The sequence below is a fragment of the Cohaesibacter marisflavi genome (assembly GCF_900115225.1).
GTDB classification, from domain to species: domain Bacteria; phylum Pseudomonadota; class Alphaproteobacteria; order Rhizobiales; family Cohaesibacteraceae; genus Cohaesibacter; species Cohaesibacter marisflavi.
Genome location: NZ_FOVR01000012.1, coordinates 41071 through 56708 on the forward strand (window position 1 = coordinate 41071; position 15638 = coordinate 56708).

The following is a 15638-nucleotide window of genomic DNA, read 5'->3' on the forward strand; positions in this document are numbered from 1 at the left end:
AATATAATTTGTGCACGATGTGCGTTGGGCGATCATTTGCGTATTTCTAACCAATTGGCAGAAATTCGACCCCAATAGCGAGTCAATAGTGTGTGGATGTATGGTAAATGTCTGAATATCAGGCACGAATTGGAAAACTGCAGAAATTTTAGTCGTCACCCAAAATCTTGTGACAATTGCCTGATAACCGGCTTTCAAATAGCCCCGATGCGATAAACTGTCCTTACGGGTAGACTCGGATACTTCAGCCTCGCCTTTGGCGACAGATCCGACAGTCCCCATTGCCTACCATCATATTTTCTCATACCTATATCTGATTGCTCAATTATGAAAATGCGAAAGGATAGCCATGTTTGAATGTCTGAATATCGAGAGCTTGCGATTGCGGGCAAGCGGTAAGTGGGTTGATTTTGATGAAGACATTGTACCGTCCAATCCTGCCGAAATGGATTTTGCCGTAGCACCTGTCATCCTCGAGGCGTTGCAAGAAGCCGTTGATCATCAGCGCTTCGGCTATTCTTCTCATGGCCCCCACGGCCCCGAAGCGCAATTGAAGAAGGCCTTCCAGGATCGCATGCAAAGAAAATTTGATTGGGGTGTCGATACCGAGACGGTTTTACCGGTGACCAATCTCGTTCAGGCGATTGCTGCAACGGTTTTCGCATTTAGCGAAAAGGGCGAGGGTGTCTCTGTCCAGATTCCCGCTTATCCGATGTTTCTTGCCGCCATCAAGCAAACAGGAAGGAACGCGGTCTGCAACGCTATGCCCGTGGTCGATGGTCGCTATGATCTCGATATCGAAGGGCTAAAAAGGCAGATCACATCAGATGTAAAGATCCTGCTGCTATGCCATCCCCATAACCCAACGGGGCGGGTCTTTTCCAAGGAAGAGCTGGCGCCACTTGCCAAACTTGCCCAAGAGCACGGACTTGTTGTCATTTCAGATGAAATACACTGCGACATTCTCTTTGATGGCCGTAAGCACACGCCTTTCTTGAAGATGTTCCCGGAATTGGCTGATCAGACAGTTACGCTGCAATCGGCTTCCAAAACATTCAACATCCCCGGACTGGGCTGCGCTGTGATGTATTTCGGCAGCAAGACGCTCATGGATCGCTTTTCGCAAAAACTGCCGCCGATGCTTTTAGGGCACCCGGGCATTGGTGGTATGTTGGGAACCATCGCAGCTTGGGAGAAGGGCGATGTCTGGTTCTCGGAGGCCCTGGCTCAGCTTGAGGCAAACCGGAACCTCTTTGTTGATCGATTTGCACGTGAGATGCCGGAAGTGGGGTTGATCAAACCCGAGGCAACTTATTTGGGGTGGGCTGATTTCTCCACGTTGGATCTGCCATCTTCAGCCTTTACTTATTTGCGCGATACAGGCCGTGTGGTTGGTGGCGACGGTGCTAATTTTGGCGAGGGATACGAACAATTTGTCCGCTTCAACTATGCAACCTCACCACAAATCCTCAACGAGTTGATTGACCGTGTCTTCAGAGCACTCAAGGCAAACAACAAGGGCTGATTAAAGCCTTGGGGAAAAGCCTCCAGACAACATTAAGCCCCCGTGGATGGATATCCATTGGGGGCTTTGTCATCTTATTTTGAAAGCCAAGAGTCATCTAGTGCGCTGGTTGGCTTTTATAGTCAGCAGGTTGGTTGCTTACGGTTTCGCTCTTGGGCAGATATTTCGCCAAATGCGGATAAACCAGAGCAATCGAAATCAGGATGGCCATGACATCTGCTACAGGCTGGGCGTAAACCACGCCAGAGAGCCCGAAGAAATAGTTCAGTGTAAAGATCATCGGGATGAAGATGAAGCCCTGTCGGCTGATTGAAAGAATAAGTGACTCCTTAGCGGCCCCCATTGCCTGTAGAGTGTTGATATAGACAAACATGATGCCAATGACGGGACCTGTCAGTAGCAGGGCTTTGACAAAGCGTACGCCTTGATCATAAACCGCCTGATCTTCGATAAAGGCATTGACGATATAGCCAGAACCAAGCCAGCTAGCCAGTGTCAACACTGAGCCCATGACCAGAGCATAAATGATCGTTGTCTGCAAGATTGCACGAAAGCGCTCTGCATTCTTGGCGCCATAGTTATAGCCCAACAACGGCTGAATGCTGACACCAAGCCCGATCTGCAACAGCACTGCTATCATCGACACCTTTGTTGCGACGCCCATTGCTGCGACAGCAATGTCGCCATAGCTCGACAGCACATTGTTGAGAACGATGATTGAGGTGCTCATAAGGACGTTGTTTAGAGCAGCCGGGATACCAATGGAGATAACGGGCAGGATGACGCCGCGAATGCGGAAGTCGGCAAAGCTGATGGAAAGGGACGTTTTGCCACCCGATACCAGACGCCAGAAATAGTAGGCCGAAACAACGTTGCCAATCAGCGTCGCGATAGCTGCCCCGCCAACGCCCATATCAAAATAGAGAATGAAGATAGGATCGAGAATGATGTTGAGCCCCGTGCCCAACATCATGCCGAACATTGCTTCCTTTGCCTTGCCTGCAGAGCGGACGATATTGCCGAAGGCAACACTCATGATCACAAAAGGCGCACTGGGAGCCACATAGGTCAGATAGTCACGTGTCGGCACGATCGTGTTGCCGCTCACCCCAATCGCTTGCAAGATTTGAGGCATGCAAAACAGGAAGACTGTCGCAAAGACAATCCCTACGAGCCACGCCGCGTAAAAGCAGAAGGAACTGACGTGATTGGCAAATTCGGGGCGTTTTTCACCAAACGCCCTGGAAATGACGGATGTACCACCAATGCCAATTAAGTTACCCGTTGCCATGAATAGTAGAAAAACGGGCGTTGCTAGCGAAACAGCAGCTACCTGAAATGGATCGTTGGTTTGGCCAACAAAGAAGGTGTCGGCAATGTTATAGACAAGAATGACAACCATGCCGGCAATGGTTGGCAGGGCGTTCATGAGAATGGCTCGAGGGACGGGCATTCTCTCGAAGAGATAGTTCTCTTTGGATAGGTCTTGCGGTTTCATATCTCGTGCGGTCCGTTCTTATTGTTATGTGTCAAGTCCAGAATATTGTCGTGAAGCTGCTTCAGGCTCTTTTCCAGCGCTTCAATCTGGTCTTGTGTCATGCCTTTTAACATTTGTTCGTCAATCCGCTTTTTGGCTCTTTGAACCTGGTCGTGGATTTTTTGTTCAGCTGGCAGGAGGATGACCAGCTTCTTCCTTCGGTCTTTGGGATCATCGACAAAGGTAACCAACTCTTTTTGTTCAAGGCGCCTCAAAACGCCAATAACGGTGGAGTGGGCAATGTCGAAATAGTCCTCGATGTCCTTTTGGGACGTATCCATGCCTTTTCGGCTATTGAGAAAGCGCAAAAACTTGGCTTGCGTCATGGTTAGACCAAACGGCTGAAGCTCGTTATTCATATATTGGCTTAGCTTGTCGTTGATCTGTTTGAGAATGAAACCGACACCAGCAAATATATTTAATGCTGGAATAATGTCTTTTCAATGAAGATGGGGCGGATTTCATGTCCAAATCACACGAATATAAAGGATGGTTAGCTCTTATGCAGAAAATGCGCAGCAGGTTTTAAAAAGGGGACCCTGAAAAATCTTGCTCGGGTTCCTATTTAAGCCTAGGTTGCCCGCGCTTGAGCGAATAGTGAATTCAGAGCTTTACAGGAGACATTTCATGCATGGTGAATATAAGGTACATGGCGGGAAACTAGTCGTCGCCGACGTCGAGGTTAAAGATGGCGCTTTGAGCGACGTACAGATCGCCGGTGACTTTTTCCTCGAACCTGCGGAAGCTTTGGACGATATATGTGCATCCCTTGAAGGCGTGTCGGCTAGTGCATCCGTCGAAGAGATGGCCAAGGCGATCAATGCCAAGCTCGATAGTGATGTTGCGATGATCGGCTTTACACCAGAATCTGTCGCTATCGCCGTGCGCCGTGCTCTTGGTGTCAGCAAAACATGGCGCGATTACGAGTGGCAGATCATTGATAGCGGCGCGGTGCCTCCCGCTATGCATTTGGCACTGGATGATGTACTCGCACAAGAAGTTGCTTCTGGTCGCCGCGCTCCAACACTACGCTTCTGGGAATGGGATCGGGCTGCGATTATCATCGGTAAATTCCAGTCCCTGAGGAACGAAGTCGATTTGGACGCGACCAAAGAGCATGACGTGGAAGTCATTCGCCGTGTGACGGGTGGAGGGGCCATGTTCGTGGAGAAGGGGACCGCCATCACCTATTCTCTATATGCGCCAACAGACCTCGTCGCCGATATGAGCTTTGCCGATTCCTACGCTTTTCTTGATAATTGGGTACTTAAGGCGCTCAATGAAATGGGGATCGACGCCTTTTACAAGCCACTCAACGATATCACCAGCTCTAAGGGCAAGATTGGCGGCGCAGCACAAAAGCGCTATCAGCGCAATACGGTGTTGCACCACGTAACGATGGCTTACGACATGGATGCCTCCAAGATGATGCAAGTGTTGCGCATCGGGCGTGAAAAACTCTCGGACAAAGGCACTGCGAGCGCTGCAAAGCGTGTCGATCCGGTCAAGAGCCAGACTGGCATGGAGAGACGGGCCGTAATCGACCACATGAAGCAAACTTTCATGTCCCTGAATGGTGGAGCCGAGAGCGGTATAACACCAGAAGAATATGCTGCTGCGGAAAAGCTTGTGGCCGAAAAATTCAGCACCGAAGAATGGCTGAACCAAATCCCATAATCTAAAACAGGTAAACCGCCTCTAATTATACCCTATCAGGGGCGGTTAACCGGTGCCCTTAGTAAGCTGGCCTAATCCTGATAAAGAGGAGGCTCATCTGCGAGCTGCTGACGAACGAGCTTGGCGAAGTCTTGGGCAACGGATGATTTGGCTTTGTTTGCTGAAAAGCAAATGGAGAATGAAAAACAGATCTTGGGTCTGAGTGGACGAACGACGACCCCAATGCCTTCCCAGCGTTTTGCCGAAAATGGCTCCAACACACCAATTGCCAAGCCCTCGGAAACCAACGCATAGCCAGCCTCTGCATGTTGCGTCGAAATCCAGTTATAGTTCTCGATGCCCTTTTCTCGAAAATTCTTGAAAATCTTATTCCAGTTGAGCGGTCCCTCAGCCGAAAGTCCGATCAGGGTCTCTCCATCAAGATCACCATGGTTTATGACGTCCTTTTTTGCCAGACGGTGGTCTTTTGGCAATACACAAACAAAAGCCGCATCGTAGAGAGGCTCTTGTATGACACCCGGCAACTCGGCGGCATGATTGGAAACACCGACGTCTCCTGCACTCGACTGGAGCTGTGAAAAAATTTCCATGGGCATGCGCACTTCAAGGCGCACTTTAGTTTCTGGGTATAATTGGTGGAAGTTTTTTAGAACTTTTGGCATGAGGGAAGTCGCAAGAGCGGGCGTCGAAAAGACACTCAACAGACCCATCTGCTCCTGACGAATTCGATCTGCTACAGCTTCAAGTTGATCAATTCCGGCAAATGTTCGCTCGACCTCCTGATAGAAACGAAGCGCTTCTTCCGTTGGTTGCAGTCGGCTTCCCTTTCGTTCAAACAACCGAAATCCCAAATTGATTTCAAGATCCGCAATCAGACGACTAACGGAGGGTTGTGTAACCGCCATCATGTTTGCCGCACCTGTGATGGTGCCGGTATTCATCGTGGCTCTGAATGCTTCAATCTGTCGTAGTCGCATGGGCGGTCCATTTTTCATAAAGAGCGAATGATATTATTGACAGGGTATAGCATCTACGCATAGAAGACAAAAAAAATTCGATTTGACATTATGCTGCTGCTAATTATCCATATGTATAATAATAACAATATTTCGAGCGCCACAGGACAACTGAAGTGACACAAAAAAAAGCAATCGAGTTCATTTCCAAACTGGTGTCTTTTGATACCAACTCAGCAAAGTCAAATCTCGAACTGATCAATTATGTCAAAGATTATTTGGCCGGCTTCGATATCGAGAGCACTCTTGTTTATAATGATGACAAGACCAAGGCCAATCTTTTTGCTGTGATCGGTCCGAAAGTTGAAGGCGGCATTATCCTGAGTGGCCATACAGATTGCGTGCCTGTAGAGGGGCAGCCTTGGGATACGGATCCCTTCACTGTCGTCGAAAAAGACGGCTATCTCTACGGCCGTGGCGTGGCTGATATGAAGAGCTTTTCTGCCATCAATCTTTCGCTTGTTCCGGAAATGGTCAAGGCTGACCTCAAGAAGCCAATCATTCTCGCGCTTTCCTATGATGAAGAAATCGGCTGCGTCGGCGCACCATTCATGATTGAGGAAATTGTCAAGCAGGTGCCAAAACCGGCCGCCGCCATTGTCGGTGAGCCAACCCTCATGAAGATGGTCAACGCTCATAAGGGTATCAACGTTTTCAAGACGACCGTCACCGGACAGGAAGCCCATTCTTCAAAGATCCACTTGGGCGTGAGCGCTGTTATGACAGCCGCGAAACTGGTCTGCTTTCTCGAAGGTCAGCTTAATTTCTATAAGGAACACAGCTTCCCAGACAGCGGCTTCGAGCCTCCATACACGACGGTGCATGTTGGCATGATCGAGGGTGGCACTGCGCCAAACATCGTTTCCCGCGATTGCTCCTTCTATTGGGATGTGCGCGATATGCCTTGGGACAAGATCAGCGACATCAAGGATCGTTTCGATGCCTACTGTGCTGAACTGCTCAAAGAAATGCGCAAGGTTGCTCCGGGCTGTGACATCGTCACCGAAGTGATTGCCGCTGCGCCCCCATTGGCACCCGAAGAGGAGGGCGCCGCTGAAGCGATCTGCCGTCATCTGACCGGCCAGAATACCGGTAGCGTCGTGCCCTATGGTACCGAGGGTGGACAATTCCAGGAAGCTGGAGTGTCAACCATAGTTTGCGGGCCGGGGTCAATTGATCAGGCCCACAAAGCCAATGAGTTTTTAAAAGTTTCTGAAGTCGACAAGGCCGTGGATTTTATCACCAAATTGATCGTGCTTCAGACAAAAAGCTGAATCACATGAAGGTCGCTTGTACAAAAGTGGTATTTGGCCTTGTACAAAATGTGATCGCGTAACAAACTGCAACCCACCGAGCAAAATTCGTTATCTTTTATAAAAAAGGGAACAGCAAATGACATTAATGAGAAAATCACTGTTGGTAGCGGCTGCTATCGGCGCCCTTGCAATCGCCGCTCCTTCGCAAGCACAGACTTTCAAATATGCCTTTCAGGGCGACATGGGCTCTTTGGACCCATATAGCCTCAACGAGACCTTTACGCTCGGCTTCCAGGGAAACTTCTACGAAGCCCTAACCGCTTATGACGAAAATCTGAAGCTTATCCCGGCTTTGGCCACGTCTTGGGAAAACCCGGAACCAAACAAATGGATCTTCCATCTGCGTGAAGGCGTCAAGTTCCATAACGGCAACGACTTTACTGCTGATGACGTCATCTTCTCTTGGGAACGTGCCCAGACCGACGGCTCCGACCTTCGTGGTCGCGCAGGTCAGATCGCTAGCATGACCAAAGTGGATGACTACACAATCGAGGCAACCACTGGTCAGCCAAACGCTGTTCTGATGCAGGATCTTACCTTCCTGTACATCATGGATAAAGAGTGGAGTGAAGAACACGACACGCTCGAAGCCACCAGCCCAAGCGACACCAACACGAACAACTATGCCAACCTCAATGAAAACGGCACCGGTCCATTCATGGTTGTCGAGCGTCAGCCAGACGTGAAAACCAAACTGGTTCGTTTTGATGGCTACTGGAAAGACATCAAGTCAAACGTCAAGGAAGTCGAGTTCACTCCGATCACGCAGGCTTCCACCCGCGTTGCTGCTCTGATTTCCGGCGAAATGGATCTGGTTTACCCGGTTGCTGTTCAGGACTGGAAACGTCTTGATGAAGCAGAAGGCGTTGCTCCGCTGACCGGACCTGAAGCCCGCACGATCTTCCTTGGCATGGATCAGGAGCGCGACGAGCTGCTCTATTCCAACATCAAAGGCAAGAACCCGTTCAAAGATCAGAAAGTGCGTGCAGCCTTTGCTCATGCGATCAATCTTGATGCGATCAAGAAGAAGATCATGCGCGGTTCTTCCACGCCAGCTGGCATTCTGATTGCTCCGCAGATCAACGGCTTCAATGCTGAAATCGCCAAGCCATATAGCTATGATCCGAAACTCTCCAAGAAACTGCTTGAAGAAGCCGGGTATCCTGATGGTTTCGAAGTTGGTATGGATTGCCCGAATGACCGTTATGTCAACGACGAGAAGGTTTGTCAGGCTGTTGCTTCCATGCTGGCTAAAGTTGGTGTGAAGGTTGACCTGAACGCTCAGCCAAAGTCCAAATATTTCGCCAAGATCCTTGCAACGGGTGGTTTTGACACCAGTTTCTACCTGCTTGGCTGGACACCTGGTTCCATCGATGCGCACAACGCCATCCTGAACCTGATGCATTCTGTCGACAAAGACGCTCAGAAAGGCATGTTCAACCTGGGTCACTATTCCAATGCTCGAGTCGATGAACTGACTGACGAGATCGGCAAAGAAACCGATCCTGCAACACGTCAGGCAATGATCGACGAAGCATTCCAGATCGTCAAAGACGAAGTTGGCTATCTGCCACTGCACCAGCAGCCTCTTTCCTGGGGTGTTCGCGAAGGTGTCACCGTGCCGCAGCGCGCCGACAACGTTCTCGACTTCCGCAACGTTGTTCTTCCTGAATAACAATAACAACAACATCGCCCGGGCATCGCAGAATGCCCGGGTTTTTGCTTGGAGATGATCTTCAGGCAAACAACTCGATCTCAGGGAGCAAATTCCGTGATTTCATTCATCGTGAAACGGCTGCTGCAAAGTGTGTTGGTTATGCTGACCGTGGCATTCGTAGCCTTTGCGCTCTTCAACTATGTCGGCGATCCAATCAGCAATATGGTTGGTCAGGACACGACCTTTGCAGAGCGTGAGCAATTGCGAGAACAGCTTGGTCTTAATGATCCATTCATCGTGCAATTCGGACGTTTTGTCGGCAAGGCGGTGCAGGGAGACTTCGGTCTTTCCTATCACCATAAACAGCCTGTCAGCGATCTGATTGCCGAGCGTATGCCTGCAACGTTGGAGCTGTCTTTCATTTCGGCCTTGATGTCCTTGTTGTTGGGAATCCCGTTAGGGGTCTATACAGCTTTGCATCGAGACAGCATCATTTCAAAACTGATCATGACAGGATCTTTGATTGGTGTGTCTCTACCGACTTTCCTTATCGGTATTTTGATGATCCTGCTGTTTGGTGTCGTTTGGCGCGTCCTGCCAACTTTCGGACGCGGAGATGTCGTCCATCTTGGATGGTGGTCCACCGGTTTGCTCACCGAATCCGGCCTCAAATCCATCATCATGCCAGCCTTTACCCTGGCGCTGTTCCAGATGACATTGATCATGCGTCTTGTTCGGGCTGAAATGCTGGAAATCCTGCGTACGGATTTTATCAAGTTTGCCAGAGCACGCGGGCTGCCCAAACGGTCTGTCAATTATCGCCACGCCCTGAAAAATACGCTTGTTCCGGTGATCACGATTACCGGTCTGCAGATCGGTTCCATTATCGCATTTGCGATCATTACCGAAAGTGTTTTCCAGTGGCCGGGTATGGGGCTTCTCTTCATTCAGGCCATCAGTGACGTCGATATTCCTATTATGGCGGCCTATCTGGTGATGATTGCCCTGTTCTTTGTGGTCATCAACCTGATTGTTGACGTTTTGTATTTCCTCGTTGATCCGCGCTTGCGCGTAGACCGCGTATCAAGTGGTCGATGAGAGGTGTCCCAATGGTAAATCAGGAATTCTTCCAATGAAACAAGCCCTGAAACGGTTTTTTGACGGCGACCTTTGGTACAGCTTCTCCCATTCGCCAATCGTTATCCTGTCTGCAGTGGTGACACTTCTCATCATTCTGGCAGCCATCTTCGCCCCCTGGATTGCTCCGCACAATCCATTCGATCTTGCTGCGATCGACATTATGGATTCCAACCTGCCTCCGGCATGGAACGAGTTTGATGGCGATATCCGCTTCTTGCTTGGAACGGACGATCAGGGACGCGACATTCTTTCGACCATTCTTTATGGTGCCCGTATTTCGCTTCTGGTTGGCTTTGCATCGGTTGCCTTCTCTGTTGTACTCGGTGTCGGGCTCGGCCTCGTCAGTGGCTATGTTGGCGGCCGCACAGACACCTTCATCATGCGTATTGCTGACGTTCAGTTGTCCTTCCCTGCGATTCTGATCGCACTGCTGATTGATGGTGTCGCGCGCGGTATTTTCCCACGCGAATTGCATGATGAGTTGGCGGTCTATGTGTTGATCTTCGCCATTGGTATCTCCGGTTGGGTGCAATATGCCCGTACGGTGCGTGGAGCGACCATGGTGGAAAAGGGCAAGGAATATGTACAGGCGGCGCGCGTCATCGGCATTCGCCCGGGTACGATCCTGTTCCGTCACATTCTGCCAAACGTAACCGGTCCGGTTCTCGTTATTGGGACGATCCATCTGGCCCTTGCCATCATCACCGAGGCGACATTGAGCTTTCTGGGTGTTGGCGTTCCGCCGACCACTCCATCGCTGGGCACCTTGATCCGTATTGGTAACGACTATCTCTTCTCGGGAGAGTGGTGGATCACGATCTTCCCCGGTGTTGCTCTCATCCTGCTCGTCCTTGCCGTGAACCTTCTTGGTGATTGGCTGCGTGATGCGCTCAATCCGAAACTGCGATAAGGCGAGGTGGATCAAATATGACTCTTTTGGAAGTAAAAGATCTCCGTATCGAATTCCCCAGCCGTCGCGGCACAATGGTTGCCGTGGACAAGGTGAATTTGCATGTCAATCCAGGTGAAGTTCTGGGCGTGGTCGGGGAGTCCGGTGCTGGCAAGTCGACCATCGGCAATGCCGTAATCGGCCTACTGGAGCCTCCTGGGCGTATGGCTGCGGGTGAAGTTTATCTTCAGGGCGAGCGCATCGATAATCTCAGCGACAATGCCAAGCGCAAGCTGCGTGGCAAGCGCATTGGCATGATCTTTCAGGATCCGCTAACGTCGCTCGATCCTCTTCAGACCATCGAAAAGCAACTGGTGGAAACCATCTTGCTGCATCTCGATCTGAATGAGAATGAAGCCCAACAACGTGCCGTTGACCTTCTCCGGCAGGTCGGCATTCCCGATCCAGACCATCGGGTCAAACAATATCCGCATCAATTCTCTGGCGGCATGCGCCAGCGCGTGGTGATTGCTCTGGCTCTGTGTGCTGAACCGGAAGTGATCATTGCCGATGAACCGACAACCGCGCTGGACGTCTCCATTCAGGCCCAGATCCTTGAATTGATCAAGAAGCTCTGCATCGAGAAGAATGTGGGCATGATGATCATTACCCATGACATGGGAGTGATTGCTGATGTGACCGACCGCGTGGCTGTGATGTATCGCGGCAATCTGGTGGAAGAGGGGCCGACGGCCAAGATTCTTGGTGATCCGGACCATCCTTACACTCAGAGCCTAATCAGCGCTGTGCCACGTCCAGACAAGCGTCTGGATCGATTTCCTCTGGTCGAATATATCGAGTCTGCCGGTGATGCCAAAAAGAGCCTTGATGTTGCCAACCATTGGCTGGGTCAGGCGCGTGACTTTGGTGACCACTATACGGGCCCGCTTATTCACGTCGAGAATCTCTATATGCGGTTCCTGACCAAAAACTCTATGTTCAAGAGCAAGCGGGAATATTTCGATGCGGTAAAAGACGCCAACTTCGAAATCAACTCAGGCGAGATCTTTGGCCTCGTTGGAGAGAGTGGTAGCGGTAAATCAACCATCGCTCGCATGATTTCCGGCCTTTACACTCCAGCGGAAGGCAGCATCTATTTTGCCGGCACGGATCTGACCCAGATTACGACAGAGAAAAAGCGCGACTATTTCCGCCGCCAGATGCAGATGATCTTCCAGGATCCATTTTCTTCGCTTAATCCACGCAAGAAGGTTCTGGATATCGTTGCCGAGCCGATCCGTTTCCACGGATTGGCAAGCTCTCGGGCAGAAACGGAAACCATCGTGCGTGATTTGCTCGATCATGTTGGTCTGGGCGACAAAGCGGCGCTCAAATATCCGCATGAATTCTCGGGTGGACAGCGTCAGCGTATCTCCATTGCTCGCGCATTGGCGACACGGCCTCGCTTCCTGATCTGTGATGAACCGACATCTGCACTGGACGTGTCCATTCAGGCCCAGATCCTCAATTTATTGAAGGATTTGCAAGCGGAATTGGGCCTGACCATGCTCTTCATCAGCCATGACCTGCCGGTTATTCGCCAGATGTGCGACAAGGTCGGCGTTATGCGACATGGCCAATTGCTGGAAGTAGCAGACACCGAGCAGCTGTTCGAAAATCCGCAGCATGAATATTCGCAGCATTTGCTCGAATTGATGCCCAAGCTCAGCAATGTAAAAGCGGCTTGATCAACCAAATGACATTGAATGCTCTTGCGAAAAAGCGCGGCCTTGGCTGCGCTTTTTTATTGGCTAATGCAAGCAGTGATGCGGTTCAGTTAAAATTCTCCTTTGATGTTTGCCCTTCGCAGAAGTCCGAAGCATGTTTTTGCGTAGCGTGCGAATGCTTCATGTGCCTTTCGGCACCGTTATGACCGGCCAGGGAATTGCGTTTCTCAAGCTTAAAAAGCATGCTTTCGAAACCGAAAAGATTTCTGGAATTTGGGGGTGGCGAATCACCCTTGTTAGGGTGTTATAACTTTACATTGAAAGGTGACGTTGAAACCTGAGGGGAAATTTGAAGGTTCTTTCAAAGGGTGAGATACGTGCTAGAATGGCAGAGAGATTTTTCCTGACTGGGGAAAACTGCCAATATTTCTGCTCACTTGATGCGCAAAGAGCGAAGGCATTTGCTTAAAAGTTGCCATTTTTGCCCCGATTCAACCACAGTGCTTGTATTTTATGCAGAAGCATTTGACGATAGTTTTTAGTAGTTCAAATTTTGACGGTACCTGCCGTGGAAAACAAGGCATCTGTATACTTTTGTGACATATCAAGCGCGTAAGAAGGCATTAGTTTGCGATTTTTAAAGCATGAATGCGCAATAAGGTATCATGATTGCATACTGACATCTGGAGGACAGCCTCCGGTATCGCCAATGGCTATATAACAACTGGACGTTCGGGCTCATGAACACAAAGATTTTCCAAATCAAGCTAAAGCAAGAAGTTCTCCGGCATCTCAAATATTCTCTCGGTAAGGATCAAGGGCATGCAACGCCTTATGATTGGCGTATGTCCCTGTCTCTGGCTCTGCGCGATATCGTCGTTGACCCTTGGTTTGATAGCACCCGCAAAACCTATGACAGCAACGCAAAACGCGTTTATTATCTGTCGATGGAGTTTCTGATCGGGCGTCTCATTGAAGATGTGGCGATCAACCTCGGATTTGAAGATGTCGCCCGCGAAACGATGCGTGAGTTCGGGCAGGACTATGACGCCATTGTGGCCAACGAACCCGATGCCGCGCTCGGCAACGGCGGTTTGGGCCGTCTGGCAGCCTGTTTCCTCGATTCCCTGGCAACGTTGGGCATTCCGGCTCATGGCTATGGTATTCGCTATGAACACGGCCTGTTCGAGCAGCATTTTGAAAATGGGGCGCAGGTTGAGACGGCTGAAGGTTGGCTCGCCCAGCGCAACGTGTGGGAGTTCGAACGCCCAGAAGTGGCCTATATTATCGCCTTTGGTGGTCATGTGAGCGAAACTGATGGTCGCGCCGTTTGGTATCCGGCTGAAACCGTCAAGGCTCAGGCTTATGACGCTCCGGCCCTTGGTTGGCAAGCACGTTGGTGCAACACCTTGCGTCTTTGGTCTGCTAAACCGACCCGCGCATTCGACCTTGAGAGCTTCAACCGGGGCGATTTCCTTGCGGCGAGTGCGCCGGAAGCTCTGGCGCGGACCATTTCCCGCGTCTTGTACCCCGATGACACCACAGACACCGGTAAAGAGTTGCGTCTGAAGCAGGAATATTTCTTTACCTCTGCTTCCATTCAGGATCTGATCCGGCGCTATCGTTCCACCAACGATGATCTGCGCGATTTGCCCAAAAAGGCAGCGATCCAGCTCAACGATACGCACCCGGCCATCGCAGGCCCCGAACTGGTGCGCTTGCTTACCGATATTCATGGCATCGAAATCCATGAATCCATCGATATCGCTCGCAAATGTCTTGGCTATACCAACCACACGCTTCTTCCCGAAGCTTTGGAGCGTTGGCCCGAGCATCTGTTCGCTCGCATTTTGCCCCGTCATTACCGCATCATTGAAATCATTCAGGATCAGCATCTCAAAGACACGGGTTCTGACATCCGCATCATCAAGGATGGCAACGTCAATATGGGTGAGCTGGCCTTTATAATGGCAACCCACGTCAATGGCGTTTCGGCTCTGCATACGGAGCTGGTCAAGGAAACCGTCTTTGGCGATCTGCACAAGGTCTATCCGAAACGGATTATCAACGAGACCAACGGCATCACACCGCGTCGCTGGTTGTATGACTGCAACAAACCGCTTCGCAATCTGATCAACTCCACCATCGGCATTGAATGGCCGGATGATCTGGAACAGCTGGAACGTCTGGCGCCCTACGCCGACGATGCCGCATTCCAGGAAGAATTCCATAAGGCGAAACTCGAGAATAAACGGCGTTTCATCAACTGGCTCTCTGATATTCGTGATATTCAGATTGATCCAAACGCAATGCTCGATATTCAGGTGAAGCGTATTCATGAATATAAGCGTCAGCTGATGAACCTGATCGAAGCCGTGGCCTACTGGAACGAGATCAAGGAGAACCCGACTAAAGACTGGACGCCACGCGTCAAGGTTTTTGGTGGCAAGGCAGCTCCGGGTTATGAAGTGGCCAAGAAGATCATTCACTTGATCAATGATGTCGCTACCGTCATCAACAATGACTCGGCAACGAAGGACTATCTGCAGATCGTATTCCCCGAAAACTACAATGTGTCCATGGCAGAGATCCTCATGCCAGCGGCAGATCTGTCCGAGCAGATTTCTACGGCCGGCAAGGAAGCGTCAGGCACGGGGAATATGAAATTTGCGTTGAACGGTGCCTTGACGATTGGCACACTGGACGGTGCCAATGTCGAAATTCGCGACCATGTAGGGGCTGAAAACTTCTTCCTGTTCGGTTTGACCGCAGAAGAGGTTGAGGAACGCCGTCATCAGCCCGAATATTCCCGCCGCGCCATCGAGGCCAGCCCGCGTCTTTACCGTGTGCTGAACCAGATCGCCAGCGGTGTATTCTCGCCTGATGAACCTCATCGCTACGGTTCAATCGTGCAGATGATGTATGAGAGCGACTACTTCCTTGTGACTTGTGATTTCGACGACTATTTCGATACGCAGCGTAAAGTCGATAAAGCCTATCTCGATACCAAGGAGTGGACCCGCAAGACGATTTTGAACACGGCCAATATGGGCTGGTTCTCATCGGATCGCACCATCAAAGGCTATGCAAAAGATATCTGGGGCGCCAAATCTCTTTATGAGCGCTAACCGCTAACAATGACCCGACGGCGAAA

11 protein-coding genes are annotated in these 15638 nt (G+C 50.5%); 8 read left to right on the forward strand and 3 right to left on the reverse strand.

Annotated elements, in window-relative coordinates; genetic code table 11:
- Positions 1-349: 349 nt before the first annotated feature.
- Positions 350-1525: a MalY/PatB family protein gene (locus tag BM258_RS18520; RefSeq protein WP_090074723.1), complete on the forward strand. Its 1176-nt coding sequence runs from the start codon at positions 350-352 to the stop codon at positions 1523-1525.
- 97 nt (positions 1526-1622) lie between these two features.
- Here the strand turns inward: BM258_RS18520 and BM258_RS18525 are convergent, their stop codons facing one another.
- Positions 1623-3023, reverse strand: coding sequence for an MATE family efflux transporter (locus BM258_RS18525; protein WP_090074724.1), 1401 nt, complete (start codon positions 3021-3023; stop codon positions 1623-1625).
- Positions 3020-3421: a MarR family winged helix-turn-helix transcriptional regulator gene (locus tag BM258_RS18530; protein WP_090074725.1), complete on the reverse strand. Its 402-nt coding sequence runs from the start codon at positions 3419-3421 to the stop codon at positions 3020-3022. The genes BM258_RS18525 and BM258_RS18530 overlap by 4 nt, the downstream gene beginning before the upstream one ends.
- A 268-nt stretch (positions 3422-3689) precedes the next feature.
- On the opposite strand from BM258_RS18530, the gene BM258_RS18535 reads away from it, so the two are divergent.
- Entirely contained in the window at positions 3690-4739 is a 1050-nt protein-coding gene (locus BM258_RS18535; RefSeq protein WP_090074726.1) for a lipoate-protein ligase LplAB, read from the forward strand.
- 71 nt (positions 4740-4810) lie between these two features.
- Here the strand turns inward: BM258_RS18535 and BM258_RS18540 are convergent, their stop codons facing one another.
- Positions 4811-5734, reverse strand: a complete 924-nt coding sequence (locus BM258_RS18540; RefSeq protein ID WP_090074727.1) for a LysR substrate-binding domain-containing protein — start codon at positions 5732-5734, stop codon at positions 4811-4813.
- 137 nt (positions 5735-5871) lie between these two features.
- On the opposite strand from BM258_RS18540, the gene argE reads away from it, so the two are divergent.
- The 6 genes from argE (at position 5872) to BM258_RS18570 (ending at position 15612) form a co-directional block, all read left to right on the forward strand.
- Positions 5872-7029: an acetylornithine deacetylase gene (gene argE / locus BM258_RS18545; RefSeq protein WP_090074728.1), complete on the forward strand. Its 1158-nt coding sequence runs from the start codon at positions 5872-5874 to the stop codon at positions 7027-7029.
- A 127-nt stretch (positions 7030-7156) separates the two neighbouring features.
- Complete coding sequence (locus BM258_RS18550) at positions 7157-8746, forward strand: ABC transporter substrate-binding protein (protein ID WP_090074729.1); 1590 nt, start codon at positions 7157-7159, stop codon at positions 8744-8746.
- A 96-nt stretch (positions 8747-8842) separates the two neighbouring features.
- Positions 8843-9826 carry an ABC transporter permease gene (locus BM258_RS18555; RefSeq protein ID WP_175528155.1) on the forward strand — a complete coding sequence of 328 codons (984 nt, stop codon included), beginning with the start codon at positions 8843-8845 and terminating at the stop codon, positions 9824-9826.
- A 34-nt stretch (positions 9827-9860) separates the two neighbouring features.
- Positions 9861-10778: an ABC transporter permease gene (locus tag BM258_RS18560; RefSeq protein ID WP_090074731.1), complete on the forward strand. Its 918-nt coding sequence runs from the start codon at positions 9861-9863 to the stop codon at positions 10776-10778.
- 17 nt (positions 10779-10795) lie between these two features.
- Positions 10796-12505, forward strand: a complete 1710-nt coding sequence (locus BM258_RS18565; RefSeq protein WP_090074732.1) for an ABC transporter ATP-binding protein — start codon at positions 10796-10798, stop codon at positions 12503-12505.
- A gap of 719 nt (positions 12506-13224) precedes the next feature.
- Positions 13225-15612, forward strand: a complete 2388-nt coding sequence (locus tag BM258_RS18570; RefSeq protein WP_090074733.1) for a glycogen/starch/alpha-glucan phosphorylase — start codon at positions 13225-13227, stop codon at positions 15610-15612.
- Positions 15613-15638: the final 26 nt, after the last annotated feature.

What these genes read in the sequence shown, in the direction of transcription:
- BM258_RS18550 (WP_090074729.1), top strand. Translation starts at nt 7,157, where the DNA reads ATGAGAAAATCACTGTTGGTAGCGGCTGCTATCGGCGCCCTTGCAATC.
- BM258_RS18530 (WP_090074725.1), bottom strand. Translation starts at nt 3,421, where the DNA reads ATGAATAACGAGCTTCAGCCGTTTGGTCTAACCATGACGCAAGCCAAG.
- BM258_RS18540 (WP_090074727.1), bottom strand. Translation starts at nt 5,734, where the DNA reads ATGAAAAATGGACCGCCCATGCGACTACGACAGATTGAAGCATTCAGA.
- BM258_RS18535 (WP_090074726.1), top strand. Translation starts at nt 3,690, where the DNA reads ATGCATGGTGAATATAAGGTACATGGCGGGAAACTAGTCGTCGCCGAC.
- BM258_RS18560 (WP_090074731.1), top strand. Translation starts at nt 9,861, where the DNA reads ATGAAACAAGCCCTGAAACGGTTTTTTGACGGCGACCTTTGGTACAGC.
- BM258_RS18525 (WP_090074724.1), bottom strand. Translation starts at nt 3,023, where the DNA reads ATGAAACCGCAAGACCTATCCAAAGAGAACTATCTCTTCGAGAGAATG.
- BM258_RS18565 (WP_090074732.1), top strand. Translation starts at nt 10,796, where the DNA reads ATGACTCTTTTGGAAGTAAAAGATCTCCGTATCGAATTCCCCAGCCGT.
- BM258_RS18570 (WP_090074733.1), top strand. Translation starts at nt 13,225, where the DNA reads ATGAACACAAAGATTTTCCAAATCAAGCTAAAGCAAGAAGTTCTCCGG.
- BM258_RS18520 (WP_090074723.1), top strand. Translation starts at nt 350, where the DNA reads ATGTTTGAATGTCTGAATATCGAGAGCTTGCGATTGCGGGCAAGCGGT.